Annotated in this window: 21 protein-coding genes; 14 read left to right on the top strand and 7 right to left on the bottom strand. The window is 71.6% G+C overall.

Annotated elements, in window-relative coordinates; translation table 11 throughout:
* Positions 1 to 53: 53 nt before the first annotated feature.
* The 3 genes from ACFWZH_RS00765 to fabI are packed head-to-tail and all read right to left on the bottom strand — an operon-like array spanning position 54 to position 2,848.
* Positions 54 to 1,562 carry a class I adenylate-forming enzyme family protein gene (locus ACFWZH_RS00765; RefSeq protein ID WP_384424105.1) on the bottom strand — a complete coding sequence of 503 codons (1,509 nt, stop codon included), beginning with the start codon at positions 1,560 to 1,562 and terminating at the stop codon, positions 54 to 56.
* On the bottom strand, positions 1,559 to 2,071 hold the full coding sequence (locus ACFWZH_RS00760; protein WP_384424104.1) for a MaoC family dehydratase: 513 nt from the start codon (positions 2,069 to 2,071) through the stop codon (positions 1,559 to 1,561). The genes ACFWZH_RS00765 and ACFWZH_RS00760 overlap by 4 nt, the downstream gene beginning before the upstream one ends.
* Before the next feature lie 6 nt (positions 2,072 to 2,077).
* Positions 2,078 to 2,848, bottom strand: coding sequence for an enoyl-ACP reductase FabI (gene fabI, locus ACFWZH_RS00755; protein ID WP_384424103.1), 771 nt, complete (start codon positions 2,846 to 2,848; stop codon positions 2,078 to 2,080).
* A 375-nt stretch (positions 2,849 to 3,223) separates the two neighbouring features.
* On the opposite strand from fabI, the gene ACFWZH_RS00750 reads away from it, so the two are divergent.
* On the top strand, positions 3,224 to 3,478 hold the full coding sequence (locus tag ACFWZH_RS00750) for an acyl carrier protein (protein ID WP_384424102.1): 255 nt from the start codon (positions 3,224 to 3,226) through the stop codon (positions 3,476 to 3,478).
* A 683-nt stretch (positions 3,479 to 4,161) separates the two neighbouring features.
* Positions 4,162 to 4,683 (top strand): 4'-phosphopantetheinyl transferase superfamily protein, encoded by a 522-nt coding sequence (locus tag ACFWZH_RS00745; protein ID WP_384424101.1) that lies wholly within the window; start codon positions 4,162 to 4,164, stop codon positions 4,681 to 4,683.
* Between the two features lie 39 nt (positions 4,684 to 4,722).
* On the opposite strand, the gene ACFWZH_RS00740 is transcribed toward ACFWZH_RS00745, so the two are convergent.
* Complete coding sequence (locus ACFWZH_RS00740; RefSeq protein WP_384424100.1) at positions 4,723 to 5,994, bottom strand: helix-turn-helix domain-containing protein; 1,272 nt, start codon at positions 5,992 to 5,994, stop codon at positions 4,723 to 4,725.
* 385 nt (positions 5,995 to 6,379) lie between these two features.
* On the opposite strand from ACFWZH_RS00740, the gene ACFWZH_RS00735 reads away from it, so the two are divergent.
* Positions 6,380 to 7,621, top strand: coding sequence for an aldehyde dehydrogenase family protein (locus tag ACFWZH_RS00735; RefSeq protein ID WP_384424099.1), 1,242 nt, complete (start codon positions 6,380 to 6,382; stop codon positions 7,619 to 7,621).
* A complete protein-coding gene (locus ACFWZH_RS00730; protein ID WP_384424098.1) occupies positions 7,618 to 9,339 on the top strand; it encodes a thiamine pyrophosphate-binding protein in 1,722 nt (573 codons plus the stop codon). Before ACFWZH_RS00735 ends, ACFWZH_RS00730 begins: the two co-directional genes overlap by 4 nt.
* 280 nt (positions 9,340 to 9,619) lie before the next feature.
* Here ACFWZH_RS00730 and ACFWZH_RS00725 read toward each other — a convergent pair whose 3' ends face one another.
* Together ACFWZH_RS00725 and ACFWZH_RS00720 are read right to left on the bottom strand one after the other, a co-directional pair.
* The gene (locus ACFWZH_RS00725; RefSeq protein WP_384424097.1) at positions 9,620 to 10,450 is read right to left on the bottom strand and encodes an ABC transporter permease; all 831 of its coding nucleotides are present in this window, start codon (positions 10,448 to 10,450) and stop codon (positions 9,620 to 9,622) included.
* 14 nt (positions 10,451 to 10,464) lie between these two features.
* On the bottom strand, positions 10,465 to 11,133 hold the full coding sequence (locus tag ACFWZH_RS00720; protein ID WP_384424096.1) for a DUF1707 domain-containing protein: 669 nt from the start codon (positions 11,131 to 11,133) through the stop codon (positions 10,465 to 10,467).
* Positions 11,134 to 11,467: 334 nt separating this feature from the next.
* On the opposite strand from ACFWZH_RS00720, the gene ACFWZH_RS00715 reads away from it, so the two are divergent.
* The gene (locus ACFWZH_RS00715; protein WP_384424095.1) at positions 11,468 to 12,715 is read left to right on the top strand and encodes a helix-turn-helix domain-containing protein; all 1,248 of its coding nucleotides are present in this window, start codon (positions 11,468 to 11,470) and stop codon (positions 12,713 to 12,715) included.
* A 60-nt stretch (positions 12,716 to 12,775) separates the two neighbouring features.
* Here the strand turns inward: ACFWZH_RS00715 and ACFWZH_RS00710 are convergent, their stop codons facing one another.
* Positions 12,776 to 12,955, bottom strand: coding sequence for a DUF5708 family protein (locus ACFWZH_RS00710; protein ID WP_384424094.1), 180 nt, complete (start codon positions 12,953 to 12,955; stop codon positions 12,776 to 12,778).
* A 543-nt stretch (positions 12,956 to 13,498) separates the two neighbouring features.
* On the opposite strand from ACFWZH_RS00710, the gene ACFWZH_RS00705 reads away from it, so the two are divergent.
* From ACFWZH_RS00705 to ACFWZH_RS00665, 9 genes are all read left to right on the top strand, one after another.
* Positions 13,499 to 14,758 carry a beta-ketoacyl-[acyl-carrier-protein] synthase family protein gene (locus ACFWZH_RS00705; protein WP_384424093.1) on the top strand — a complete coding sequence of 420 codons (1,260 nt, stop codon included), beginning with the start codon at positions 13,499 to 13,501 and terminating at the stop codon, positions 14,756 to 14,758.
* A gap of 94 nt (positions 14,759 to 14,852) precedes the next feature.
* Positions 14,853 to 15,542: a GNAT family N-acetyltransferase gene (locus ACFWZH_RS00700; protein WP_384424092.1), complete on the top strand. Its 690-nt coding sequence runs from the start codon at positions 14,853 to 14,855 to the stop codon at positions 15,540 to 15,542.
* Positions 15,539 to 18,196, top strand: coding sequence for a class III lanthionine synthetase LanKC (gene lanKC / locus ACFWZH_RS00695; protein ID WP_384424091.1), 2,658 nt, complete (start codon positions 15,539 to 15,541; stop codon positions 18,194 to 18,196). The genes ACFWZH_RS00700 and lanKC overlap by 4 nt, the downstream gene beginning before the upstream one ends.
* Complete coding sequence (locus ACFWZH_RS00690) at positions 18,197 to 18,283, top strand: class III lanthipeptide (RefSeq protein WP_199812551.1); 87 nt, start codon at positions 18,197 to 18,199, stop codon at positions 18,281 to 18,283. It abuts the gene before it with no gap.
* A 281-nt stretch (positions 18,284 to 18,564) separates the two neighbouring features.
* Positions 18,565 to 18,651: a class III lanthipeptide gene (locus tag ACFWZH_RS00685; protein ID WP_199812551.1), complete on the top strand. Its 87-nt coding sequence runs from the start codon at positions 18,565 to 18,567 to the stop codon at positions 18,649 to 18,651.
* Between the two features lie 93 nt (positions 18,652 to 18,744).
* Positions 18,745 to 20,607, top strand: a complete 1,863-nt coding sequence (locus ACFWZH_RS00680) for an FAD/NAD(P)-binding protein (RefSeq protein WP_384424090.1) — start codon at positions 18,745 to 18,747, stop codon at positions 20,605 to 20,607.
* A 248-nt stretch (positions 20,608 to 20,855) separates the two neighbouring features.
* On the top strand, positions 20,856 to 21,290 hold the full coding sequence (locus tag ACFWZH_RS00675) for an SseB family protein (protein WP_384424089.1): 435 nt from the start codon (positions 20,856 to 20,858) through the stop codon (positions 21,288 to 21,290).
* A complete protein-coding gene (locus ACFWZH_RS00670; protein ID WP_384424088.1) occupies positions 21,281 to 21,892 on the top strand; it encodes a hypothetical protein in 612 nt (203 codons plus the stop codon). The genes ACFWZH_RS00675 and ACFWZH_RS00670 overlap by 10 nt, the downstream gene beginning before the upstream one ends.
* A complete protein-coding gene (locus ACFWZH_RS00665) occupies positions 21,889 to 26,676 on the top strand; it encodes a putative T7SS-secreted protein (protein ID WP_384424087.1) in 4,788 nt (1,595 codons plus the stop codon). Before ACFWZH_RS00670 ends, ACFWZH_RS00665 begins: the two co-directional genes overlap by 4 nt.
* Positions 26,677 to 26,683: the final 7 nt, after the last annotated feature.

The following is a 26,683-nucleotide window of genomic DNA, read 5'->3' as shown; positions in this document are numbered from 1 at the left end:
GCAGCAGCAGCGGACACCCACAGACCTGAACCACCCCCACAGCGCCCGGAGTTCTAGCGGCCGCCCCCCTGTTGGGGCACCGGTTCCGGACCCACTCCCAGCTCCAGCCCCAGCTGAGCACGCAACGCACGCGTGTCCGGCTTGCCGTTGGCCGTGAGCGGGAAGTGGCCCACGACATGAACCGCGTTGGGCTGTTCGTACTCCGCGAGGTGCTCGGCGAGCCGCCGGCGCCAGGTGAGCGGGGCCTCGCCCTCGGGGTCCGCGACGACGAAGTGCAGTGCGCTGCCGCGGCGTTGGTCCGCGACCGCCAGCACCTTGACCGGGCGCCCGCAGGCCTCGGCACGACGCTCCAGGCTCTCGGGGTAGAGCGTGAAGCCCAGCCGGTGCACGGCCTGATTGCGGCCCACCACCCGTACGGTCCCCTCGGTGTCGACGCTGCCCAGATCGGCCGTCGGGTACCAGGCGTCCGGATCGACGGGCGTGAGCGAGCCGTCCTCCTGGAGGTAGCCGGCCATCAGCCCGGGTGAGCGCACCTCGATGACGCCCAGCTCGCCGGGGTCGGCAGCGGTGCCGTCGGGGCGCAGCACGCGCAGCCGCACGCCGGGCAGCGGACGCCCGCAGCCGTGCGGTGCGTCGGGGGTGGCCAGCGCGACGTTGCCGAGTTCCGTCAGGCCGTAGCCGTCCAGCAGCGGGCGGCCCATTGTCGTGCGGAAGGAATCCGCCAGCGGGGCGGGCAGCGGTGCCCCGCCCACGCCCCAGATGCGGACGCCCGCGAGCCCGGCGCGCACCTCGGGCCGGCGCCGCACCACGCCCAGGAGCGAGTGGTAGGTGGACGGGGCGGCGTCCACGGCGGTGGCCCCGTGCGCGGCGGCCTGGGTGACGGCCGCGTCGAGGCGCTGGTAGGGCGTGACCAGCAGGGTGCAGCGGGCCAGCCACCACAGCAGGATGACGGAGAGCCCGTACTGGTGGGAGAACGGCAGCAGCGGGGCGAGGACGTCGTCCGCGCGGTAGCCCATGGCCTGGATGGTGCGCAGGGAGTTGTCGAGGACCGCGTGGCCGGGCTTGACGATGCCTTTGGGGCGGCCGGTGGTGCCCGAGGACCACAGGACGAGTGCGTCGGGGCGGCGGAACCAGGGCGTCAGGTCGACCTCGGCCGGGGGCGGCGGCGGGGCGTCGGCGGCGAGCCCGGGGTAGTGGACGACGCGCCGGTCGGGGATGCCGGGGAAGCCGGTGGCGTGGTCGGCGGCGGTGACCAGCCAGCGGGCGCGGGCCTGGCGGGCGGCCGCGGTGGCGTCGGCGGCGGAGAGCCGGTGGTCGACCGGGATGAGCGAGGTGTCCAGCCGCATCAGGGCCAGCAGCGTCACGACGTAGTCGACGCTGTTGTCGCCCTGGACCAGGACCCGGTCGCCGGCGCGGAGACCGAGGCGGGCGAGGGCGTGGGCGGTGGTCTGCACCCGGCGGGTGAGCGCCGGTCCGTCGAGCCGGCCGGTGCCGCCGAGCGAGGGCGCGGTCCCGTCGACGAGCCGGGCGGCGGCGACCGGAGGGGCGATGGTGTCGGTCATGGGTGCTCCGATCCCGTGGGGTCGTGGGGGCGCCGGGGGCGGGGCCGCCTCCTGCCCGGCCTGGGCTGGGCGGGAGACGGGCCGGGGGCGGCCCGGCACAGCAGTGCGGAGGTGGTGGTGGCCACCCACAGGCCGTCCGCGTCATGGAACTCGCAGTCCAGCGTCAGCAGTTCGCAGCCCGCGAGGGCGGTGGCCTCGGTGAGGCGGACCGTGGCGTGGAGGGTGTCCCCGGCGTGTGCGGGGCGGGCGTGGCGCAGCGACTGGGAGCGGTGCACGGCACCGTCGAGCGTGGTGATCTGGGGCCGTGCGCTGAGCAGGGCGTCCTCGGCGCGTGCGGCGAGGACGGCGAGGTAGGTCGGCGGGGCGATGGTGTCCGGGTGGCCGAGGGCGCGTGCGGCGGCCGGGTCGGTGTACGCGGGGTGGGGGTCGCCGAGCGCGGCGGCGAAGGCCGCGATCCGCTCCCGGTCGATGGCGTACGGGCCGCAGCGCAGGCTCGTGGGCTGTGTCATCGGCCGTCAGTCGCCGATCATGTGGCGGCCGCCGTCCGCGTGCACGATCTCGCCGGTGGTGGCGGGTAACCAGTCCGACAGCAGGGCCACGCAGGTACGGGCCACCGGCTCCGCGTCCTCGGGGTCCCACCCCAGTGGCGCGCGGGTCGCCCAGCTCTTCTCGAAGGACGGTCCGTCGCCGCCGATGCCCCGTGCGGCCAGGGTGCGCAGCGGTCCGGCCGCGACGAGGTTGGCCCGTATGCCCTGTCCGCCGAGGTCGCGCGCCAGATAGCGCGAGCAGGCCTCGAGTCCCGCCTTGGCGACGCCCATCCAGTCATAGCCTGGCCAGGCGCGGGAGGCGTCGAAGTCCACACCGACGACCGAGGCGCCGGGGGACAGCAGCGGCCGGCAGGCCATGGTGAGCGCCACCAGGGAGTAGGTCGAGGTGTGCAGCGCGGCGGACACCTCGCGCCACGGCGCGGTCAGAAACCCGCCGTCCAGGCAGGCCGCGGGGGCGTTGGCGATGGAGTGCAGCACACCGTCGAGCCCGTCGAGGTGGGCGCCGACCTGGTCGGCGAGCGTGGCGAGCTGTGCCTCGTCGGTGACGTCCAACTCCACGACGGGGGGCTCCTCCGGGAGCCGCCGGGCGAGCCGGGCCACCAGGCTCGGCCGTCCGTACGCGGTGAGGACGATCTTGGCGCCCTGTTCCTGGGCGAGCCGCGCCACCGCGTAGGCGATGGAGCGTTCGGTGATCACACCGGTGACAACCAGCCGCTTTCCGTCGAGCAGACCGCCCATTGCGGTTCCTCCGTCTGACTCGTCATCGACTCCAGAGTCACTGAAGATAACTCAGAAGCATTGTCTTGGCATGGTCTTGATAGATCGTCATTGACAACCTATCGGACCTCCAGTTGACTGGAACTGTCAAGTGTAGTCAAAGGAATGACTCTGATGTCACGCCTTCCGGCCGGTGGTGTAGGCGCAGGCCTCGAACCGGCGCCGGACCGCATCGGACCGCTTCGGGCCGCGCCGGCTTCGGTCGCCCCGGCCGCCGTGCGCCGCACGCCTTCATACCCCGTGCGACCCCCGTGCGACCTCCGTGCGACGCCCGGGCCTCGCGGCCGACCGGTGACGCACTCCCCCATTCCGCAGTTCCGCAGAGAGGTGACCGCCGTGACCGTCCCGACCCGCGAAGAGATCGTTGTCCAACTCGCCGAGATCCTGCACGAGGTGGCCGGTGTCCTGCCGGCCGAGGTGACCGAGGAGAAGTCCCTGGTCGAGGAGTTGGACGTGGACTCCCTGGCGATGGCGGAGGTCATCGTCGTCGCCGAGGAGCGATTCGGGATCGCGCTGCCCGAAGAGGAGATGAAGGACATGCGTACAGTTTTGGACATAGTGCTACGAGTCGAGAAGCAGCTGGCGTCCTGATCCGGCGGCGCCGCGTACACCGCCCGGTACCCGATCGGCGCGCTCCTGCCGGGCCGCCCGTCCGGCAGGAGCAGCTTTGCCTCAGGCGCATGAATAAAAGTCAGTTCCCCGCTTCTCCTTGGCGTATCGGTGGCCCGCCCGCCGATCACCCCCCGGAAAGGCCGCAGATCACCCGGCGCTCCAGCCGCCGTGAACCGGAGAACGCGGGCGCCCCGACGAGGGCCCGGCGCGGCGAAATCTGGTAATGCCCGCGAGTAAACCGAAGTTGATTTCCGGTCGTCGCTTGTTGACGCAGGCATAGACCAGGGTTACCTTGAGGATCTCCGGAGGGAAAACCAAATCGACTCACTGCACTGCTTTCCCGGATACGACGGTCCGCGGAAAGGAGACATGGTGCGAGGGGATCTATGCGGGGGGACCAGTCTTTCCATGGCGTGCATTCACTCAACCATGACAACGGCTACGACGGCGCCAGCGCAAGCGGCTGCAGTAGGCGCATCAAGGGCCCACGCGGCACGGTCAACTCACCTGATTGGTATGGGAGTTGGGACCCCTCCCGCTCCCCTGAATTAGCCGACGGCGGTTTACATATCTTCTCGCCCACGACCGGCGATATTCGAGAGAACGACTGTTTGGCGGACTTTCTCGGTCGATTACTGCATTGTTCTCCGCGCGATATTCCGGTGATCCGGGACGGTTTCGGCCGGCCGGCGTTCGCCGAACCGCCCGCCGACACCGGCTGGCCCTCGGGCGCCCGCCTTTGCCTCGGCGTCACCGCCGACCCCGGACGGCAACTCCTCGCCCTGATGCGGGACCTCCCGGTGGCCCTGTCCGTGCACACCGTTCCGCCCGGCCCCGTCCGCGAACTGCTGCTCCCCTTCACCGCGTCGGAGCGCCGGCACATCCAGGAGGTGCCCGCGGACCGGCGGGCGCACCGGCTGGCCCAGCTGTGGACCCGTAAGGAAGCGGCCCTGCGGTTGACCGGTCCGGGCGGGCTGGCCACCGTCGACGAGATCGACGCGCTGAGCGAGGCGCGGGACGGCAAGGTCGTGATCCCGGCGTCCCGCGCGCACCCCGGCGGCGTCGCCTACGTCCACGATCTGCCCGCCGGCCCGCAGACCGTGGCCTGCGCGGCCACCACCGCTCCCGCGCCCGGCGTGCGCATGTGGCAGCCCGACTTCCCCGAGGCGCAGCCGACGACGTGACGCCGCAGGCCGGCCGTCCGGCTCCAGCCGGGACACGCCCTACGGCATCAGCACCGCGTGCGGATCCGGCCCCTCGCCCGTGCGGCCGCCGGCGCTCAGCTCACGCCAGCTCTCCAGCGCCAACCGGAAGGCGCCGGCCTGCTCGTACCCCTCGGCGGCCTGTTTGAAATCGGCCTCCGCGGCCTCCTCGGAGCGGTCCGCGCGATGGGCGCGGGCCTGATGGAGCAGACAGCGGGCGCGGTCCAGGGGCGGGAGTCCACCGGCGCCGAGGTCGATCGAGGCGGCGTGCCCGGCGGCCGCCATGGCGTCGTCGTGGCGCAGCGCCGCGGCCGTCTCCAGCAGGGCCAGCCAGGTCCCGCCGGACGGGGTGTCGACCAGGGCCGCGGCCTGCCGGGCCCGCGCCATCAGGGCGTCCGCCTCGTCGGCCGGACCCGCCGCGAGCGCCAGCAGCGTACGGGCCCGGGCCAGTCGCAGCCGGAGGCGTACGCCGTCCGTCGCGGCCAACTGCTGCTCCGCCTCGGCGAACAGCTCCAGCGCACGGTCCGCGTGCCCGCCCAGATAGCGCGCACCGGCCACCGCCCACAGCGCGCTCGCCCGCAGTTCACCGGCCGGCAGGGCCGCGATCTCCTCGCCCAGCTCCGCCCCGAGCTGCTCGGCGCGGTTCCACTCCCCGCTGTCGACGGACGCGGACAGCAGCGCCACCTTGGCCTGCGCCCGCTCCGGGCGGCCGGACTCCAGCTCGCCGGTGACCCGCACCGCCTCCTCCGCGTAGCGCACGCCGTCCGAGAGGCGGCCCGCGGAGCGCAGCAGTTGGGAGAGTTCGACGGCGACCCGGGCGTGCAGCACGGGGGCGGAGCGGGTGAGCGGGTCGTCCAGCAGCCGGCGCAGGGCGGCCTCATGGCGCTCCGGTTCGTCGAGCCGGCCCAGGACGCCGGCCAGCTCCCAGTGCGCCTCCCAGCGCACCTCGTCCTGATCGGCGCCGGCCTGCTCCACCACCGACTCCAGCTGGCGCCGCGCCGCCGGCCAGTCGCCGGCCAGCGAACTGGCGCGGGCGGCCACCAACTCGCCGACCAGGCCCAGGCGCTGGGCGAGCCGGTCCCCGGCGTCCTCGGTGGCGCTGAGCGCCTCGACCGTCGTGCCGAGCCGTTCGGCGATGGATCGGGCGATCTTGGCGCTCGGGATTCTGCGGCCGTTCTCGACCAGCGAGACATAGCTGGGGGAGAGATCGTCCCCGGCGAGGTCCCCCTGGGACAGACCCTGGGTGCGCCGGACCTCCCGCACTCGCTTCCCGAAAGCAGGCTGCTCAATCACCAAGAAAATCGCTCGCAGTTGAGTTGGGGGGACGGACAGTGACGGTCTACGGACGGCTCCGTACGGAGGGAGCCAGATGACGGGGAGTCTACTCATCGGGCGCCCGCGCGGGGGCGCGCACGGGCGACCTTCCCCCGGCCGAGGAGTCACTTTTTGTCATGCCCGGAGGTCGGCATTCCTCTTGCCTCGGTGTGGGTATCGCGACAGATGAGAGGCCCGTTCGAGGTCTTCGGGCAGGGAGATCGGGGGAGTGGCGGGCGCCGGGCGGCGGCCAGGACCGGCGTCGCTTGTCACAGGGGCTAGTCGAGTGCATTGACTTTGCTTGACAATAAATGACAATTGGCTGACGCTGACCCTCCATGGACTACGCCCCGAGGAGGGACATATGAGCTCCGCTCCCGCATGGCCGACCGTGGCCGCCGAGCCGGAGGGCAGCATCGACAGCCGACGTGCGGCGGCCGTGCACCGGGTCCGGGACTTCCTGGTGAACGACACCGGCACCGTGCACGACCTGCTGTGCGAGATCTCCACCCACCGCGCCGCGCGCTACGAGATCGAGTCGACCGTCGCCACCCTCGACGGGGCCCTGGACGAGGTGGCCGCCCACCGGCCCGGCCGGGTCCCCCGCCTGGCCGCCTTCATGCCGTCGAACGTCATCCTCTACTCCTACGCCCTCTACCTCCTGGTACCCGCGCTCTACACCGACCGCCTGGTCTTCCGCCCCTCCAGCCGCGTCAAGGACCAGATGCACCGGCTGCACACCCTGCTCGCCGAACAGCACGGCCTGCCGATCACCCTCACCGGCGCCAGCCAGCGCGCGTTCCTGCACGACCACGTACTCCCCGCCGACGTCGTGGTCTTCACCGGTGCCTACGCCAACGCCGAGCAGATCCGCGCCCAGCTCTCCCCCGGCCAGCTGTTCGTCTTCCTCGGCTCCGGCGTCAACCCGTTCGTGGTCGCCCCCGGTGCCGACCCCGAGCAGGCGGCCCGCGACGCGATCGCCATCCGGGTCCTCAACACCGGCCAGGACTGCCTGGGCCCGGACCTCTTCAGCGTCCACGAGTCGCTGCTCGACCCGTTCGTCGACGCCCTGGTCAGGGAGCTCAAGGGCCTGCGCTACGGCCCGTACACCGACCCCGAGGCCGACTTCGGGCCGATCTTCTACGACAGCGCGCTGGCGGACGGCGCGCAGTTCCTCGCCGGCAACCGCGGCGAGATCGTGCACGGCGGGCACGTCGACTTCCGCGCCCGCCGCCTCGACCCCACCGTCGTCGTCGGCACGGAGGTCACCCCGCGCACCCACGTACCGGAGTTCTTCGCCCCGATCTTCAACGTCGCCGGCTACCGCGACGAGGACGCCCTCGCCGCGACCCTCACCACCGGCATGTTCACCGAACGCGCCCTGGGATCCAGCGTCTACGGCCACGCCCCCGCCCTCGTCGAGGCCCTGCGCCGGCGCACCACCGTCACCCTCGACACCACCCTGATGTCCATCGACGACGGCAACGCCCCCTTCGGCGGCTACGGCCGGATGGCCAACTACATCTCCGACGGCCGGGAACTGCACGCCGAGCCCGTACTGCTCTCCAAGGCCGTAGCCGCCCACCGCCCGGGAGGCGTCCGATGACCGCACCGACCCACCCCACCGCCTGGGCCGCGATCGCCGACCACCTCCGCCACCTCGGCACCACGGCGGTCTTCGGGCTGCCCGGCGACGACATGGCACTGCTCGGCGAGCTGGAGCGGTCCGACACCGCCGTGGTGCTCTGCCGCGACCAGCGCAACGCCGTGTTCATGGCGACCGGTTACGCGCTCGCCGCCGGCCGCCCCGGGGTCTGCGTCATCGGCAAGGGCCCGGCACTGACCAACGCGCTCACCGGCGTCCTGGAGGCACGCTCGGCCGCCGCGCCGCTGATCCTGATCGCCGACGGCACCCGGCTCGACCGGCTGGGCACCGGCGCCTTCCAGGAACTGGACCAGCTCACCGCGGTCCGCCCGTACGTGAAGTGGGCCACCCGCGTCGACCACGCCGAGCGGCTGCCCGCCGCGCTGGAGAAGGCCGCCGCCGTCGCCGTCAACGGCACCCCGGGGCCCGTCTACCTGGAGCTCGCCGAGCAGGTCGCGGCGGAACCGGTCACCCGCGGCGGGCCGTGGCGCCCGGCCGCGCCCCAGCGACCGGCCCCCGACCCGGTCGCGCTGGCCGCCACCGCGGAGCGGATCGCCGCCGCCGAACGGCCGTTGCTGCTGGTCGGCGGCGGCGCCCGGCACCGCAACACCGGCCGCCGCATCGAGCGGCTCGCCGAGCGGCTCGGCGCCGGGATCTTCACCACCGCCTCCGGCCGTGGCACCGTCGCCGAGGACCACCCCCTCTACTGCGGCGTCAGCGGCCTCTACACCGTCGCGCCGATGGACGCCCTGTGGCACGAGGCCGGTCTGGTCATCGCGCTGGGCAGCCGCCTGGAGGAGACCGCCACCTTCGGCTGGCCGGACGACGCGGAACAACTCCCGGTCGTCCAAGCCGTGTTGGGCGAGGAGAGCCTGGTCATGGAGCGGCCCGGGGCGTATGTCCTCGGGGACGCCGGACGGATCGTGGACGGCTGGACGGAACTGCTGGCCGGCCACCGGCCGGGTGGCCACTGGCCGGAGCGGGTCCGCACGGCGAAGGCCGCGCTGGCGCGGCGCGCCGCCGACCGGGCGGAGGCGGCCGCGAAGGCGGCGCCCGAGGGCACCGTGCCCGTCGCCCGGGTGCTGGCGGCCCTGGACGACGCCGTGCCCGCCGACCGGGTCCTGGTCCAGGAGAACGGCCTGCAGGACATGTGGTCGTACTTCTTCCCGCACTACGCGCTCGGCGCCGGCGGCGGCTCCGTCGTCCCCAGCGAGCAGACGCCGCTGGGCTTCGGCGCGGCCGCCGCCGTCGGCGTACGGCTGGCCGAGCCGGCCGGGCGGCCGGTGGTCGCGGTGGTCGGCGACGGCGCGTTCAACCTGTTCCGCGGCGAACTGCCCACCGTCGCCGACGCGGGCGCCGCCGTCCTCTACGTCGTCCTCGACAACGGCGGCTACGGCTGGCTCCAGTCCAACCTCGACCGCGTCTCCGGCCCGGCCTCGCGCTTCGCCTTCACCACGCCCCGCCCCACCGGCACCGAGGGCCTGGCCGGCGCGTACGGCCTCGGCCACCGCCGGGTGACGACCGCCGACGAACTGCCCGCCGCGCTGGCGGACGCCTGGCGCCGGGTCGCCGCGGGGACCACCGCAGTGGTCGAGGTGGCGGTCGCGCTGAGCGACACCCCACCGGGGATGACCGGTTCGGCGGGCGACTTCCCGGAGCGTGCGGGCGAACAGCCCTAGGGGGCTTCCCCTCGGGGGGCGGGGCTCGTTCGAGGGGGCGGGGGCGGGGAGCCCCTGGGGTGTGGGGGAACGGAACCCGTAGGGGATGCGAGGGCCCCCTGCGGGGCCACAACGTGTGGGGGCAAGGGCGGTATTCCCTGATGCCCGGCGGATGTTCGCGTGACCCGGCTCCCTCTGGCCCGGGGGTGGCCGGGAGGGGGCCGGGTCACGGCTTCTTCGTACGGTGGGTGCCACGCCGGGGGCGTGCACGGGGATGCACCACGTTCCGTACGGATCGGTGTCAGGTCTTGGTGCGGAACTTGGCGACGGCCAGTGGCGCGGTGGCCGCCGTGAGGCCCAGCGACCACACCAGCGTCCAGGTCACCGGGCCGGCCACCGGGCCCTCGCCCAAGGCGAGTCCGCGGGCCGCGTCGGCCATATGGGTCAGGGGGTTGATACGGGTGAAGGCCTGCAGCCAGTCCGGCATGGTCGCCGGCGAGACGAAGATCGAGGAGCCGAACTGCAGCGGCGTCAGGACCAGCACCGACAGGCCCTGGATCGCCTGTGCGGTGCGCAGCGTCAGGCCCAGCAGCATGAAGATCCAGACCAGCGAGGTGCCGAAGACGGCGGTCAGGGCGATCGCGGCCAGTACGCCCGGCCAGCGGCCGCTGAAGTCGAAGCCGAGCACCGCGGTGACCAGCAGCAGGACCGCGATGGCGACCAGCATCCGGCCGGTCTCCACCACCACCTTGGCCAGCAGCACCGAGGAGCGGGCGATGGGCATCGTACGGAAGCGGTCCATCACGCCCGTACGGAAGTCGTCGTTGACGCCGAGGCCGACGGCCATCGCGATGGTCATCCCGAGGATGACCATCAGCCCCGGCATCAGAAACGCGGTGTACTGCGCGCGGGATCCGCCGATCGAACCGCCGAAGACGAAGACGAACAGCACCGTCAGCACGATCGGCATCAGCAGGGCGTCGGTCATCGACGCCGGGTTCTGCCGGATCTGCAGGAGATTGCGGCGGACCAGCGCGCCGGTGTGCCGGGCGGTGGCCCGCAGGCCGATCCGGCCCTCGTCGGCGAGGTCCGCCGGCGGCGCGATGCGGGGCCGGGCTCGATACGACGTCACGGCTTCCCCTCCGGTCAGGCCACTCGGCCGCGGCGCTCGGCGAGCCACTTCTGCCAGTACGTGCGCCGGTCGGAGCTGGGGTGGGCGACGACGATGTCGCCGAGGACGGCGGAGCCGGTGATCCGCACGCGCGGAGTGACGGCCTCCGGGCCGGAGTGCGCCCGGGTCAGATCGCGCACATCGCCGAAGACGTTGCCGCAGTTCATCTCGACCCGTACGCCCTCGGGGAGGAGGAGATGCACATCGCCGATCAACGCGCGGGCATGGATGGTCAGTTCGCCGGTCGGTGGCGCCGGGGAGGCGCACAGGTCGAGGGTGACATCACCGAAGACCGCGGTGGCCTCGACGCCGTGCTCCAGCGAGGGGCTGTGGTGGACGAGGTCGCCGAACAGGGCGCGGAAGGTGCGCTGTCCGGTCGCGGAGCCGGCCGACTCCGGGGGCGTCACATGCGGCAGGTCCTCGCCGATGGACAGCAACTCCTCGCGGGTGCGCGCCAGATACGCCGCCTCGGACCGCTCGGCCAGTTCCTCCAGGGTTAACCGGCCCTCCGCGGTGGCCTCCCTGAGCCGTTCGACCATGTCCTCGCGCTCGGCGTCCGAGGCCAGCACCGCGCGCGACGAGGTGCCGGTGGCGGGCGGGGAGGCCGGATCCTTGTGCAGATCGGGGCGTTGGGGCTGCGTCATGGATGGTGCCTCCGCAGGGTCCGGCGGTGAAGGGGTGGTGAGGACTTCATCCGACCACGTCAGGGCGGGCCCGGACATCGCCGTGGGGTAGTACATCGAAAGGTTGACACCGGGATCCGGCGCACACAGTTCGGTGTACTCGACGGCCGGTTTTCCGGTCCCGATCCTGTCGACGAAATGATCTCGGTAGCCCGGGTGAAGACCGGTGAAGGAATCAAAACTTCGGTCGACTTCTTCTTGACTCGTTGGTAAAGTGCCCAGCACTCATTGTGACTCGCCGATTTGGTGCAGCCGGCAGGAGTCATCCACCGTTGAAATCCGGAGGGTTTGTCGAATGCCTGAGCTGGCGGATACCGGGCGGCGAATCAAAGAGCTTCGGGTCAGCGCGGGAATGACACAGCACGACCTTGCCGGGTCCGAAATGTCGTCCAGCTACATCTCGCTCGTCGAACGCGGTAAGCGCATTCCCAGCGGCCGGGCACTCAAGATCCTGGCGGCCCGCCTCGGGGTCGGCGTGGACGAAATATCCGCGGCCGGTGAGCCGGTGGAAAGCCCCGGCCGGGTGCGCAGGCTCGACCTGGTCGGACGATTGGTGGCGGCCCGCCGACAATGGGAGGGCGGCGACGCCGAGGGCGCGCTGTCGGAATTCCGCGCACTGGCCGAGAGCGATCCGGCCGGCCGGCAGGACGACGTATTCACCGAGGCGCAGCTCGCCATTGCCGAAATACTGGGCACCCTCGGCCGCGCCGACGAGGGCGCCGAGGTCCTGCTGCGGATGCTGGACGCGCTCGCCCCCGCGCCGTACGCCGAGGCCCGGCTGCGGGCGCTGATCGCGCTCGCGGATCTGCTGGAGTCGGCCGGCCGGGTCCAGGACGGTCTGCGCTACGCGCTCACCGGCTCCCTCGAATGCGCCGACCGGCACCCCGGCACCGGATTCCACTCGCTGCTCGTCCTCGATGTGCTCACCCGCTGCGCCTACTGGAGCGGCTGCCCCGACTGGGCGCCCGACACCGATCACGGCCGGCCCCCGGCGGACGGCGTGTTCCCGGGGCCCCGGGCCGTCATCGATCTGCACCGGGCGCTCGACCTGCGCGACCGCGGCGAGGCGGAGCGCGCCGCGGCGCTGCTGGGGGAGTGCGCCCGCCGGGTCACCCCGGCCGCCGGCTTCCCGCTCTGGGAGAAGATCAACGGGCATTACGCCCTGCTGCTGCTGGACCGCGGTGAGACGGCGGCGGCCCGCGGCATCGTCGAACGCGGCCTGGTCGTCGCCTCGGTGGCGCAGGAGCCGGGCTTCCCGCTGTGGCTGACGACCGCGCAGGCGGTGGGTGCGCAGGCGGCCGGCGACCGGGGCCGGCTGGCGGAGCTGGGCGAGGAGGTGGCCGCGCTGCCCGACACCGGCCGCAGTCATGAGAAGGCCGCCGCGCTCCTGGAGATCGCGGCGGCGTGTGAGCGGGCGGGGGACCGGGAAAGGGCGGCCGGGCACTTCCGGTATTCCGCGGAGCTGTTCCGCCGGGCCCAGGCGTACCGGCACGCCGAGCGGGCCCGGGAACGGCTGGCGGACCTCCTCGAAAAGCGGGGCTGACGACCGCCCGGCCCCACGTGCCCAGGCGACGCAAATGCCGTGATTGCGCGCAATGCGCAATTACTTATTGGCCTTCTTTCCCAGTCCCAGTAGCGCGAACAAGGCCTCCGCGCCACCGACGATCGCCAGCACCAGCCCGACCTTGGAAAGCGAGACGTACGGCGTCTCCACTTCCTTTGTGGTCAGCCACATGATCAGGCCGACGATCGCCAGAACAATACCTACCGCAATACCCTTCATCAGTTCCCTCGTCCCTTGAGGCGGGGCCCCGCACAAGCGGGCGGAGCCGGTTGTACGGACCAGCGTCCCGGCCGACCGGGGCATTCGGATCATCCGCAGGTAGGCACTTTCCGCCCCGCCGTCTGTCACTTTCTATGTACACCGGGCCCTGCCGGGGGGCGACGGGCGCCGACGAAGGGCCTGGGCGTCAACCGCCACCGGCCGCCAACAGCTGCCCACCGGCCGCCCACCGGCCGCCCGCCGGCCGCCACCCGGGCGGGCGCTCAGGCGGCGACGGGCCCCGCCCTCGGCCGCCCGACCGGCCCCTCGGCCCCTCCTCCACGCACCCCATAGTCAATTTTCATGACTCTGCAAGTCACGCTCCTGAGAGCGTTTTCGCTGGTGTGCGGCCTGGTTGTCACCTGCGCCATGTCTCCGATGAGAGCGCTCGCCTGACTCTTCCCGCGCCAACCTGTTGACAGGCCAATGACTCTCCTGTCATGTTTCTGGTCATGAGGACGCCCCGGAGCGACAACAGGGGCTGAAAATCAGGAGGCGGGTTTCATGGAGTTACGCACGGATCGGCGGCGCGTTGTCGTCACCGGCTGCGGCGTGGTGTCCCCCGTGGGAAACACCACCGCGGACTTCTGGGCCGCTCTGCTCGCCGGCCGCAGCGGGGTACGCGCCCTTTCCCGCTTCGACGCCTCCGGCCTCCCGGTCCGTATCGGCGGTGACCTCACCGGATTCGACACGACCGGCCACCTCACCCCGCAGGAGGCCCGGCGCAGCGACGCCTTCACCCAGTACGCGGTCGTCGCCGCGGCCCAGGCGCTGCGCGCCGCCGGCCTCGAACCGCCGGCCGGCATCGACCCGTACCGCTTCGCCGCGGTCATCGGCTCCGGCTACGGCGCCGCCCCCGCGATCCAGCAGCAGTACGACGTACTGAAGGAGCACGGCCCGCGCCGCGTCTCCCCGTACCACTCGGTCCTCACCGCCATCGACCACCCGACGAGCCTGCTGTCCATCAAGTACGGGATCGCCGGCCCCAGTCACGCGGTCTCCGCGGCCTGCGCCACCGGAGCGGTGGCCATCGGCGAGGCGGCCGCCCTGATCCGCAGCGGCCGCGCCGACCTCGCGCTGGCCGGCGGCACGGACGACTCGCTCACCGCCGTCGACCTGGCCGGCACCGCCAACGCCCGGGCCCTCTCCCGCCGCAACGACGACCCCGAAGGCGCCAGCCGGCCCTTCGACCGGGACCGCGACGGCTTCGTGATGTCCGTCGGCGCCACCGTCCTCGCCCTGGAGGAGGCCGGGCACGCCGAACGCCGCGGCGCACGGATCCTCGCCGAGGTGGCCGGTTACGCCGCCACCACCGACGCCCACCACGCCACCGCCCCCGACCCCACCGGAGCCGGCGCCGTGCGCGCGATGCGCGGCGCACTCGACGACGCCGGCTGCGCCCCCGAGGACGTCGGACAGATCAGCGCGCACGGCACCGGCACCGTCCTCAACGACCGCATCGAGGCGGCCGCCCTGCGCGAGGTGTTCGGCTCCGACCACCTGCGCCGTACGCCGGTCACCGCCGTCAAGAGCATGACCGGGCACATGCTCGGCGCCTCCGGTGCCGCCGAGGCCGCCGCCGCGGTGCTCTCGCTGCGGGACCGCCGGATCCCACCGATCCGCAACTGCGACCACCCCGACGAGGAAGACCTCGACCTGGTCGTCAAAGGCGCCCGCGACTGGGACGGCGACGTGGTGCTGAGCAACTCGTTCGGATTCGGCGGCCACAACGCCGTCCTCGTACTGAAGCGCCACACCGCATGAGGCCCGCGGCGCCCGCCGCACCGCGACCCCAGACCCACGACCCCCAGATCCACAACACCGAGATCCACGACACCACCGAGGAGGTAGACGCACCGTGCAGGGACGACTGGTGACCTTGGAATGGCCCGGCGACGACGACTGGGCCGCGATCGCCTCCTGGCTGCGGCCCGGTTCGCCGGCCGCCGTGCTCAGCGGTGACTGGGAGCTGCTGGGCGCCGCCGAGGTCGAGCAGGCCAACCGCTCGGGGCGGGTGCACCACCTGGTGATCCGCACGAAGGACGGCGAACGCATCGGCACCGTCAGCTACCAGCGCTCCGGCCGGATCGGCGGCTTCACCGTCGGCGGCGCGATCGGCTCCCCCGAACTGTGGCGCCGCGGCTACGGCGCGGAGGCCGTGGTACTGCTCGTCGACTACCTCTTCCACCAGCTCGACGCGCACCGGGTGCAGGTCACCACCGCCGGCTACAACAAGGGCATCATCCGGCTGATGACCAAGACCCCGTTCACGGTCGAGGGCATCCTGCGCGACCACTGCTACCTCGACGGCCAGTACCACGACGCGATCGTGTGGGGCCTGCTCCGCGACGAGCACTACGCCTCGCTCAAGCCCAGCGACGACAACCGCGTACTGAACGTCGGGCTCGACGACTTCGTCTCCGAGGACGACAAGACCCAGGCCCGCGCCATCCTGGCCGAGCACCTGTCGACCGCCGGCCGCCGCACCGCGCTGAGCGCCTACCTGGAAGAGGCCGACGCCCCCGCATCCGCCCGAGGTGCCGCATGAGAGACGGCGCCGAGAGCTTCGCCCTGGCCGACCGCACCTTCTTCGACTGGCCCGGCAACTGGGACCTGGAAGCCACCCGCTTCCCCGTCCCGCCCCTCCCCGACGGCTGGACGCACGACGAGAACGAGGCCTGGGCCTTCTGCCGCCCGCCCGAGGACCGACTCCCCGACCAGGGCTGGAAGATCCACGTCAGCGCGGCCGCCGACGACGCCCACCGCACCATCGCCGACGTCGCCGCCTACTGCACCGTGCGCGGCCTGCCCTTCAAGTACCTCAAGAGCGCCAACGTCCTGCGCGCCCTGAGCCGCAAGTACGCCCAGCGCTCCTCCGCCGGCAAGCTGCTGACCGTCTACCCGGCGGACGAGGCCGAGTTGGCCCGCACCCTCGAAGGGCTGGACGCGATCGTCGGCGGCCGCCCCGGCCCCTACGTCCTGACCGATCTGCGCTTCCGGCAGGGTCCGCTCTACGTACGCTACGGAGGCTTCCGCACCTTCTACACGGAAGACGTCGACGGCGACCTGGTCACCGCACTGCGGCGCCCGGACGGCTCCCTGGAGCCGGACCGCCGCACCCCCGTCTTCCACACCCCGGACTGGGTCGCACTGCCCGACGTCCTCAAGGACTCGCTGGCCGCCCGCCAGACCGTGGACGATTTCCCGTACCGGATCACCGGGGCGCTGCACTTCTCGCACGGCGGCGGCGTCTACCGCGCCGAGCCGGTCGGCGACCAGGCCCTCGGCGCCGGACAGCGCAGCGTCGTCCTCAAGGAGGGCCGGCCCTACTCCGGTACGGACGGTGTCGGCCGGGACGCGGTCAGCCGGCTCGCCCACGAGCACCGCATCCTGACGAAGCTGGCCGGACTGCCCGGCATCCCGCGCACCTTCGGCACCCTCCAGGTCCGCGACCACCTGTTCCTGGTCCTGGAGGACATCGAGGGGCAGGACTTCCAGTCCTGGCTCGCCGGCATCTACCCGCTGACCGTTCCCGAGCCCGACGAGGCGGCCGTGGCCGCCCACCGCGACCGCGCCCTGGCCCTGTTCGGCCGGATCGAGGCGCTGATCGCCTCGGTGCACGGACGCGGCGTGCGCATCGGCGACCTGCACCCGGGCAACTTCATCATCCAGCCCGGCGACATCCCCGTCCTCCTGGACTTCGAGGTGGCCGACGCCGTCGACCGGGCCACCCCCAGCAGCCTCGGCGCCCCGGGCTTCCACCGGGCCGACGCCACCGGTACGGACGGCGACCACTACGCGCTGGCCGCCATCGCGCTGTGGCTGTTCCTGCCGCTCGCCGCGCTCGGCGGCCTGGCCCCCGACAAGGTGCCGGCGCTGCTCGACACCGCGGCACGGCGGTTCGGCCTCCCCGGCCACCTGGTGTCCCGGCTGGCCCCGCAGCTCGCCCCCAACGACAACACCACCGCGAAGATCCGCAGCGTCCAAGGCCCGTTCCCGCCACCCGACGTGCTGGCCTCCATCGGTCGCGGGCTGCGCGAGGCCGCCACCCCGCACCGCACCGACCGGCTCTACCCCGGCGACTTCGCCCAGTTCGCCGAGGGCGGCGCGGGCTTCGCACACGGCGCGGCCGGTGTCCTGTGGGCCCGGCACACCGTCCTCGGGGAGCACGACGAGGAGGGCGCGGCCTGGCTGCGCGCCGCCGTCGACCGGGTCCCCGCCGAACGCACCGGCTTCTACGACGGACTGCACGGCATCGCCTACGTCCTGCGGCAGTTGGGCGAGGACGAGGCGGCCCTGCGCGCCCTCGACCGGGCCGCCGACCGGCTCCCCGTACGGCACTGCCCCAGCCTCTACCGCGGCCTGTCCGGCGTCGGCCTGAACCTGCTGCACTTCGCCGACGCCCTGGACGACGACGCCCTGCGCCGGCAGGCCCTCGGCCTCGCCGACCGCGTCACCGAACGGCTCACCGCGGCCCGCCGCGAACCCGTCGAGCGCAAGCGCCGACGCGGTTCCACCCACGCCGCCGGGCTGATGTACGGCTGGTCGGGACCGGCGCTGTTCCTGCTCCGCGCCCATCAGGCCACCGGCGACCCGGCCCTCCTGGACGAGGCGCTGCGCGCCGTCCACCGCGACCTGGACCGCTGCGCGCCGGGCCCGCAGGACACCCTCCACGTCGACGAGGGATTCCGTCTGCTGCCCTACCTGGACAACGGCAGCGCGGGCATCGCCCTGGTGGCGGCCGAACTCCTGCGCCACCGCGACGACGCGCGGCTCCACGAGGCCCTGCCGGGCCTGCTGCGCGCCTGCTCCTGCGACTTCACCATCGAATCGGGCCTGTGGGGCGGCCGCGCCGGACTGATCGGCGCCCTGGCCACCCTGCGCGAGCACGTACCGCTGCCCGCGGCGACCGCCGAGCGGCACCTGCGGCGCCATCTGACCAATCTCCACCAGCACGCCATGACGCTGAACGGCGCGACGGTCTTCCCCTGTGACGGCCGGGCCCGGATCTCCATGGACGTGGCCACCGGCGGGGCCGGCGTACTGCTGGCCCTCGCCGCCGCCGAACGGGGCACCGAACTGCTCCCGTTCCTCACCGACCCGCGGTCCGCCGCGGCCGTTCACTCGGCCGTCCCGGAACGCGCCACCACCGCCCCGTCCGGGGCGGCGGCCACTACGGACGACGGAAGGGAGGTGTCGTAGATGACCATCATGGATCTTCAGGGTCTGGAGGTGCCGGGCGAGCGTGAGGCCCAGGCGCTCGGCTCCACCGTCAGCACCGGCTGCTGACGCGGCGCCCGGCGGCCCGTGCACCGCTGTGCACGGGCCCGGGGCTCCAGGTGTCCCGCAACGGCACCTGGCACGTCAGTACCGCTGTCCACCGTCACTGCCACATCCCCGGAGGGAGGTGTCGTCAATGACCATCATGGATCTTCAGGGTCTGGAGGTGCCGGGCGAGCGTGACGCTCAGGCGCTCGGCTCCACCGTCAGCGGCGGCTGCTGACACCGAGTTCGGTGTCCAGTACGCACGGTACACATCAGGACCGGACAACGGAAGGGAGGTGTCGTCAATGACCATCATGGACCTTCAGGGCCTGGAGGTGCCGGGCGAGCGTGAGGCCCAGGCGCTCGGCTCCACCGTCAGCACCGGCTGCTGACACGGCGCCCGGTGGTCCCGTGCCTCGGCGCGGGCCACCGGGCCCTGTGTTGTTCGGGAGGGAGAACGCAAGCGCCGTACGGACGGAGGCCAGTTGAACACCGGACGATCGAACGGCTCCCCGGGCCGGCCCCGTTCCGTGCCGCGCTCCCCCGCCCGCTCCCTCTGCGTCATCGGCTGCGGCCCCCGCGGCGCCTCCATCGTCGAGCGGATCCTCGCCAACGTCCCCGCCCTGTACGGCGACCGTCCCCTGGACCTGCACATCGTCGATCCGTACCCCCCGGGCGCCGGCCGCACCTGGCGCACCGACCAGCCCGGCCTGCTGTGGATGAACTCCGCCGCCGAACACGTCACCATGTACCCCGACCGGAGCGTGACCTGCGCCGGACCGCCGCGCCCCGGCCCCACCACCGCCGGCTGGCTCGACGCCCCGCTGCACGACGGCGCCTACGCCGCCCGCCGCGACCAGGGCCGCTACCTGCGCCACTTCTTCGCAACGGTGACCCGCGACCTGCCCGCGTCCGTCCGGTTGTTCGTCCACCGTGCACGCGCGGTCGACCTACGGCGTACCGACGCGGACGGGAACTCGCCCTCCGGCCGACGCCAGCAGGTGATCCTCGACTCCGGCCGGCCGCCCCTCCTCGCCGACCGGGTGGTCCTCGCCCAGGGCCATACCCAGGCCCTCGCCGAACCCGCCCCACCCGGCTTGACCCGCATCGGCCCCGGCCCCGCCGACCCCGCCGCACTGGACCGGATACCGCCCGGCGCACCGGTCCTCGTCCGCGGCCTGGGCCTGGTCTTCATCGACTGCCTGGCACTGCTGACCGAGGGCCGCGGCGGCCGCTACGACCGCACCCCCGACGGCCGTCTGCGCTATCTGCCGTCCGGCCACGAGCCCCGCCTCCACGCGGGCTCCCGTCGCGGCGTCCCGCTCCCCCCGAAACCGGCGCCCACCGCCCCGCCCTCGGCGGCTCCGGTCCCGCCGTCCCTGCGCTTCGCCACCCTCGACGCCTGCCGCGCCCTGCTCGCCCGTCCCGGGGCCTCCTTCAGCCGTGACGTCTGGCCGCTGGTGCTGGCCGAGTCGGCCTGGTGCCACTACCGCGCCCTCTTCGCCGAACGGCCCGACCGCACCCGTATGACCTGGGACGACTTCGACGCCCAGTACGCGCTGCTGCTCACCGACGCCGAACGGCTGGCCAAACTCGCCCGCGAGGCGGTCCCCGACCCGGCCGACCGCCTCGACCTGGAGCGCCTGACCGCCCCCCTGGACGGCCTGACCTTCCCCGACACCGCCGCCCTCCAGCGCCACCTGCACGCCCACCTCACCGCGGTCCTGCGCAGCCGTACGGGACCCGCGCGCGGCGTCGCCACCGCCCTGGTCGACGCGCTCGCACGACTCGGCACGGTCATCGAGGAACTATGGCGCTCCGGCGACCTCCCGCCCGACCAAGTAGGCGACGCCCTGGCAAAGTTCACTCTCGGCGCCTACCTCAGCTCGGGCCCCCCGCCCCTCCGCGCCGAACAACTCCTGGCGCTCGCCGAGGCGGGGGTGGTGACGTTCGTGGGGCCCGACATGCGCGTGGAGGTCGCCGAACCGGGCCTGTCGGGGACACCCGCGCTCTTCCGGGCGACCAGCCCCGCCCTCCCCGGCACCGTCCACGAGGCGGCGATCCTCCTGGACGCGCGCTTGGCGGCCCCCGACCTCACCCGGCCCGCCGACCCCCTCCTCCGGGTCCTGACCTCCCGCGGCGAACTCGTCCCGGCCCGCACCCCGGACGGCACCCCCACCGGCCAACTCCACCTCTCCGGCGCGGACCTCCACCCCGTCGACGCACAAGGCGCCGAGCACACGGACCGCATCATCGCCGGCCCGGCCCAGTTCCCCCGCCCGGGAACCGACGCCGTGTACTTCCGCCAGAACGACGCCATTGCGCGGAACCTGCTCGGGGACGCCTGAGGGCGATCGAGAACGAGGCCATGGCGGGCCGCAGCAAGCCGTCATAGCCTCCGCCATTCCCGCCTGAAATCACCATCCCATCCCAACTCGCCCTATTTGCCTCCCCATCCCACCTTTATTTGAAAACAAAAAGAACCGACGGCCGGTTTTTCCTCCTCGTGTCCCCGGCGGCGTTGTCAGTGCCGTATGCCAGAGTTGGTGGAACAGTTGAGCGGGGAATCGGGAATCGGGGGAGGGGCCGGACCACCATGTCTTTGGCCGAAGAGGTAGCGGCAATTCACGCGGGACAGCCGGATCCAGCCGCGTTGGTGGGCGAATTCCGCCGCACTCATGTCTTGATTCCGACGGTCAACGACACCCTCCTCTCGACGGAGTCGGACGGCATCCGCTGGCTGTACGCCTTCACCGACGAGGACGCCCTCTCGCGCTTCGCGCTCTCCCGCGGCAGTGAGCCCGGCGCGGAGTGGCAGTACGTCACGGTGTCCGGCGCCCGCGTCCTTGACGTGCTGATTCCTGACATCGAGGGCCCTACGGGGGTGGCCCTGGACGCCGGTAGCGAGCAGGGCGCGTTGTTCCCGCCGGTCGCCGGGATCGTCCCCGACAGCGCGGCCATCGACGTATCAACGGGTGACGGGTCGGACGACTTCGCGCCGCACAGGGGGGAAGCGCAGCAATGGGCCTGATAGGCGGGAGTGGGTACCAGCTTGAGCCCGAGGCTTTCGAGCAGCTCACGAAAGGCATCAAGGCCGCGACGGCCGAACTCAAAGAGCTGGGTTTTGACGTGGAAGCCCAACTTGGCCGCGGTTTCGACAAATTGTCCCTGGACAACATGGAATGCGGTGACGACGGCCTGGCCGCCGTCCTGGAGTCCTTCTGTGACCGTTGGGGCTGGGGCGTCCGCAGCTTGATGCAGGACGCCAACCAATTCTCCAAAAAGCTGGGCCTGACCGCCGGCATTTACTACGAGCAGGAGCAGTACGTCTCGGACGCGCTGAAGCAGACCGCGAACGCCGCCATCGGCGACCCGTCCAAGACGGCCGAGCAGCTGCACAAGACGTCCTGGGGCGACATAGCCGCCGACAACCCCTTCAACGTCGACTTCGACCCGACGTCCGCGGAGTCGTTGGAGTCCCGTGACCGGATGCTGCAGACGGCCGACAAGCTCGGCCAGGACGTCCAGTCGATCCCCGACCGGGTGAAGCACCCCTTCGACGATCGTGACGAGGTCACCACGGAGTTCCAGGAGCCAAAGGGTTCGCAGGGTCAGAGGGGTGAGGGCAAGTGAACTGGCTCGGCGATGGTCTGAACGCGATCGGCGACGGCGCGAGCAAGTTCACCGACGCCGTCGAGCGCGGCGCGGGCGAACTGGCCGAGCACGGCTCCGACCTGGCCGGTGACACCCTGGAGACCGTCGGCCTGGACGACGCCGGACACGCGGTCCGCTCCGCCGGCGCCGACGTGGCCGGTGCCCTGGGCGCACACGTCGACGAACGCCAACTCGGCGAATCCGAGGATCCCAAGGAACTCATCCACGGCGACGTCGCGAAGATCAACGAAACGGTGTCCCACCTCAAGGACTTCTCCGCCGCCTTCGACCGGGTCGCCGAGGGCATGCGCAAGATCGGCTCGCACCAGCACTGGAGCGGCAAGGCCGCCGACGCCTTCCGCGAGAAGTTCGACATGCACCCCAAGCAGTGGATGCACGCCGCCGACGCCTGCGACGACGCCTACAAGGCCCTGAAGTCCTATGCGGAAACGGTGTCCTGGGCCCAGGGCAAGGCCGCCGACGCCATCGAGAAGTACCGCAACGCGACGGAGGCGACCCGGCGTTCCCTGGACGCCTACAAGTCCAAGCTCGACACGTACAACGCGCAGGTCGATACCTACAACTCGGCCGTCGAGAACGGGCAGAACCCCGGCGCGCAGCCGCAGAAGCCCGGTGCTTACGCAGACCCGGGCGCCGAGGGCCGCGAGGCCGCCCAGGACATGCTCAAGACCGCCCGCAGCCAGCGCGACGAAGCGGCCGAGCGGGCCCGTAACGCCATCAAGGGCGCCCTGGCCCACGCCCCCGACAAGCCCGCCTTCACCGACCTCGCGGGCGCGGCCCTCACCGACGGCGGCAAGGCGTTCGTCCTCCAGAACGCGCACATGGTCGGCGGCGCCCTCAAGGCCGGCGCCGAGACCATCAAGCTGGCCCGGACGGTCAACCCACTGGACCCCTACAACATCACCCACCCCTGGAAGTTCGCCAACAACGCCTCCACCATGCTCATGGGCCTGGCCCAGGCCCCGCTCCACCCCATCGACACGGCGAAGGGCATGCTCGGCTCCGGCTGGGGCAGCGACCCCGGCGACGCGTTCGGGGCCCTGGTCGTCAACGCCATCGGCGGCAAGGGCGCGGGGGGACTGGCCAAGGGAGCGGCGAAGTCGACCGCGAAGAATGTCGCCGAGGGGTGGGCGCGGCACGCCGCCAAGAACGGCGGCAAGATCACCGTCCGGGACCGGGCCCGTATCGCCGCTTGCAAGATCTTCGGCAGCGACCCCATCGACATGGCCACCGGCCGGATGCACCTGCCGCAGACCGACATCACCCTCCCCGGCAGTCTGCCCCTGACCTTCTCCCGCACCTTCGAGTCGTCCTACCGCCAGGGCCGCTGGTTCGGCCCGACCTGGATGTCCACGGTCGACCAGCGCCTGGAGATCGACTCCGAGGGCGTCATCCTCATCGGCGAAGAGGGCAACTTCCTCCTCTACCCCCACCCTGCCGTCGGCGTCCCCACCCACCCCGTCGAGGGCGACGGCGCCCCCCTCGAACTGACCCCCGACGGCGACTACCTCCTCACCGACCGGGCCACCGGCACCCGCCGCTACTTCACCACCTACACCGAGAACCTCGCCGTCCTCGACGAGATTTCCGACCGCCGCGGCAACCACATCACCTTCGACTACACCGAAGACGGCACCCCCACCGCCCTCACCCACAGCGCCGGCTACCGCCTCCTCCTCACCACCGAAGAGGGCCGCATCACCGCCCTCCACCTCGCCGGCGCGGCCCCCGACGGCACCGACCAGCTCCTGAAGACGTACGGCTACGACGACACGGGCAACCTGGTATCCGTCACCAACTCCTCCGGCCTCCCCCTCCGCTTCACCTACGACGAAGCCGCCCGCATCACGTCCTGGACCGACACCAACAACAGCAGCTACCACTACGTCTACGACGACCAGGACCGCTGCATCTCCCAGGGCGGCATCGAAGGCCACCTCCGCGGCAACTTCACCTGGGGCGAGCCGGACCCGGAATCCGGCCTACGCACCAACCTCCACTACAACTCCCTGGGCCAACTCACCACCCACCAGGTCAACGACCACCACCACATCGTCGCGACCACCGACCCCACCGGCGCCACCACCCGCACCATCCGCGACGCGGCACACCGCATCCTCTCCACCACCGACCCCCTGGGCCGCACCACCCACATCGACTACGACGACGACGGCCGCCCGGTCACCGTCACCCTCCCCGACGGCTCCACCTCCACCACCACCTACGACCCCGACGGCCACCCCGTCACCGCCACAGGCCCGGACGGCACCACCTGGACCCACACCTACGACGCCACCGGCAACCGCACCTCGTCGACGGACCCACTGGGCGCGACCACCACCTACACCCACGACACCCGAGGCCACGTCTCCTCCATCACCGACGCCCTCGGCAACACCACCCGCCTCTACTGCAACGAGGCCGGCCTGCCGCTCTCGGTCACCGATCCCCTGGGCGCCACCACCCACTACCGCCGCGACGCCTTCGGCCGGACCACCTCCGTCACCAACCCCCTCGGCGAAACCACCCACATGGTGTGGACACCGGAAGGCAAACTCGCCGCCCGAATAGACCCCACCGGCGCCACCGAAGAATGGACCTACGACGGCGAGGGCAACCGCCTCACCCACACCGACGCCATCGGCCAAACCACCCACTACGAATACGGCCACTTCGACCTGCTCACGGCCCGCACCGACCCCGACGGCGTCCGCCACGAGTTCACCCACGACACCGAACTCCGCCTCACCCAGGTCACCAACCCCCAGGGCCTGACCTGGAACTACGCCTACGACCCCGCAGGCCGCCTGGCCTCCGAGACCGACTTCGACGACCGCACCCTCACCTACACCCACGACCCCGCCGGCCAACTCACCACCCGCACCAACGCCCTCGACGAGGTCACCACCTACACCCGCGACACCCTCGGCCGCATCACGACCAAGGACGCCGCAGGCCTCATCACCACCTACGCACACGACTCCGCCGGCAACCTGAAGCAAGCAGCCAACCCGGACGCAACGGTCACCTACACCCGCGACGTCCTCGGCCGTGTCACTGCCGAATCGGTCAACGGCCGCACCATGACGTTCACCTACGACGCCCTGGGCCGCCGCACCTCCCGCACCACCCCCACCGGCCACACCACCACCTACACCTACGACGCCGCCGGCAACCGCACCGCCATGGACATCGCCGGCCACGTCCTCACCTTCGACCACGACGCAGCCGGCCAAGAACTCACCCGCACCATCGGCGACACACTCCAACTCGCCCACACCTGGGACCCCAGCGGCCGCCTGGCCGCCCAGTCGCTCACCACAGTCGGTACCGGCACCGCCCAAACACCCCGCACCGCCGCTGCAGAGGTACAGAAGGTCCTCGACCGCGCCTACACCTACCGCCCCGACGGCCACCTCACCGCGATCCAGGACTCCCACACGGGCCGCCGCACCTTCGACCTTGACCGCGCCGGCCGCGTTATCGCAGTCCAGGCCACCGACTGGACCGAGACCTACGCCTACGACGAAGCCGGCAACCAAACTCATGCCACCTGGCCCGACCACCACCCCAACCCCTCAGCCCGAGGCGACCGCGCCTACACCGGCACCAACATTTCCCGAGCCGGCCGCATCCGCTTCGAACACGATGCGCTCGGCCGCGTTACCCTCCGCCAGAAGACCCGCATCTCCCGCAAACCTGGCACCTGGCACTACACCTGGAGTCCCGAAGACCGTCTCACTTCGGTCATCACCCCCGACAGCACCACCTGGCGCTATCTCTACGACCCCTTCGGCCGTCGAATATCCAAACGACGGCTCGCCTCCGAGGGCGAAGCAGTTGTCGAGCAAACAGACTTCACCTGGGACGGCCCTAACCTCACCGAACAAACAACCCACGCGCCACACCGCCAGGAAGCCCTATCCCTCACCTGGGACCACCAGGGCCTCTCCCCCCTAACTCAAACCGAACGCAGAACCACTGCCCTGGCCATTTCCCCTCAACAGGTAATAGATCAACGCTTCTTTGCCATTACTACCGACCTAGTCGGCTCCCCCACCGAACTCTTCGACACCTCCGGCTGCATTGCCTGGCAGGCCCGCACGACCCTCTGGGGCACCACCGCCTGGAACCGAGACGCCACCGCCTATACCCCCATCCGCTTCCCGGGCCAGTACTTCGACACCGAAACCCAACTCCACTACAACGCTCACCGTTACTACGACCCAACTGCAGCGCGCTACCTAAGCCCAGATCCCCTTGGTCTCCTCCCTGCCCCAAATCACCACACTTACGTAGACAATCCCACTGCTGGCTTCGACCTGCTGGGACTCTCCCCGTGCACAGATAAGGGAGGCTGGTACGGAGCACTCCAGCCAGCACGTACCGGGAACGAAATCAACCACATCCCCGCCAAGTCGGCGTACAAGCACCTCGCAGACCCCCGGCTCACCGAACACATGGGGCCAGCCATCCGGATGGAACGACCCGATCACCGCGATGTGTCGAGTACCGGGAGCAGCCGGGAGGCCAAAGCCTGGCAGGCCCAGCAGCGAGCCCTCATCGACCAAGGCAGAATCGATGAGGCCATCAAGATGGACATCGACGACATCCGGGCCAGGTTCGGCAACAAGTACGATCAGCACATCCAAGATATGGTTCAAAGCCTGCCGGACAACAGAGGATTTCAAAACCTGCTCAACCAACACGGCTGGACCATCAACTACGACCTATTGAAGTGAGGTACTC

It is taken from the genome of Streptomyces sp. NPDC059008 (assembly GCF_042749045.1).
Classification (GTDB): domain Bacteria; phylum Actinomycetota; class Actinomycetes; order Streptomycetales; family Streptomycetaceae; genus Streptomyces.
The sequence above is the reverse complement of the archived record's forward strand: the minus strand, read 5'-3'. Positions and strand labels throughout refer to the sequence as shown.

Coding starts and splice junctions, on each gene's coding strand:
- ACFWZH_RS00765 (WP_384424105.1), bottom strand. CDS start 1,562: ATGACCGACACCATCGCCCCTCCGGTCGCCGCCGCCCGGCTCGTCGAC.
- ACFWZH_RS00760 (WP_384424104.1), bottom strand. CDS start 2,071: ATGACACAGCCCACGAGCCTGCGCTGCGGCCCGTACGCCATCGACCGG.
- fabI (WP_384424103.1), bottom strand. CDS start 2,848: ATGGGCGGTCTGCTCGACGGAAAGCGGCTGGTTGTCACCGGTGTGATC.
- ACFWZH_RS00735 (WP_384424099.1), top strand. CDS start 6,380: ATGAGCTCCGCTCCCGCATGGCCGACCGTGGCCGCCGAGCCGGAGGGC.
- ACFWZH_RS00730 (WP_384424098.1), top strand. CDS start 7,618: ATGACCGCACCGACCCACCCCACCGCCTGGGCCGCGATCGCCGACCAC.
- ACFWZH_RS00720 (WP_384424096.1), bottom strand. CDS start 11,133: ATGACGCAGCCCCAACGCCCCGATCTGCACAAGGATCCGGCCTCCCCG.
- ACFWZH_RS00715 (WP_384424095.1), top strand. CDS start 11,468: ATGCCTGAGCTGGCGGATACCGGGCGGCGAATCAAAGAGCTTCGGGTC.
- ACFWZH_RS00710 (WP_384424094.1), bottom strand. CDS start 12,955: ATGAAGGGTATTGCGGTAGGTATTGTTCTGGCGATCGTCGGCCTGATC.
- ACFWZH_RS00705 (WP_384424093.1), top strand. CDS start 13,499: ATGGAGTTACGCACGGATCGGCGGCGCGTTGTCGTCACCGGCTGCGGC.
- lanKC (WP_384424091.1), top strand. CDS start 15,539: ATGAGAGACGGCGCCGAGAGCTTCGCCCTGGCCGACCGCACCTTCTTC.
- ACFWZH_RS00690 (WP_199812551.1), top strand. CDS start 18,197: ATGACCATCATGGATCTTCAGGGTCTGGAGGTGCCGGGCGAGCGTGAG.
- ACFWZH_RS00685 (WP_199812551.1), top strand. CDS start 18,565: ATGACCATCATGGACCTTCAGGGCCTGGAGGTGCCGGGCGAGCGTGAG.
- ACFWZH_RS00675 (WP_384424089.1), top strand. CDS start 20,856: ATGTCTTTGGCCGAAGAGGTAGCGGCAATTCACGCGGGACAGCCGGAT.
- ACFWZH_RS00670 (WP_384424088.1), top strand. CDS start 21,281: ATGGGCCTGATAGGCGGGAGTGGGTACCAGCTTGAGCCCGAGGCTTTC.